The organism is Curtobacterium sp. MMLR14_002 (assembly GCF_001864975.1).
GTDB lineage: Bacteria > Actinomycetota > Actinomycetes > Actinomycetales > Microbacteriaceae > Curtobacterium > Curtobacterium flaccumfaciens.
The window spans coordinates 1-468 of the sequence record NZ_MJGT01000106.1 but is presented as its reverse complement, the minus strand read 5'-3'; the positions used below and the strand labels follow the sequence as shown (position 1 = coordinate 468).

Sequence of the window (468 nt, the reverse complement as noted above, 5' to 3'; positions counted from 1 at the left end):
GTCCTTACCGGCGCGGGCCTGACCAACCGTCCGTTGTTCAAGAAGCTCAAGAAGGTCGCGGCCTCGGAGATTCAAGGCAGCAGCAATAAACGAACAGAAGGAGAACCTATGAGTTTGAAACTCGAAGACGTCCGAACGATGGAAGCAAGCGCTCTCAAAGACGAGCACCGCGCTTTCCTCGAAGAACATAAAGATCAACTGTCTGCCGACGAACTGACGAAGTTCGGCATCAAGACTGAAAAGAAGGTTGAAGCGAACGATGGCCAGGTGCACATCAGCGCCGACGAACTCGCGACCTTGCGCGCCAACGCTCAGCGCGGCGTAGAAGCGGCTGAAAAGCTCGCCCAAACGGAAGCCAGCGCATACGCGGAAGCTCGCATCGAAGCTGGCCAGGTAAAGAGCGATCAGAAAGACGACCTTGTCAAGATCCTCCTGGCATCCGGCGACAACCGCGCGAAGCTTGAAAGC

General features: G+C 56.2%; 1 protein-coding gene. It reads left to right on the top strand.

The genetic code is table 11. The features are described 5' to 3' along the window. Nucleotides 1-33: 33 nt before the first annotated feature. Nucleotides 34-468, top strand: a 435-nt coding sequence (locus tag BIU91_RS18645) for a hypothetical protein (protein ID WP_139196877.1), incomplete at its 3' end; no start/stop codon positions are given.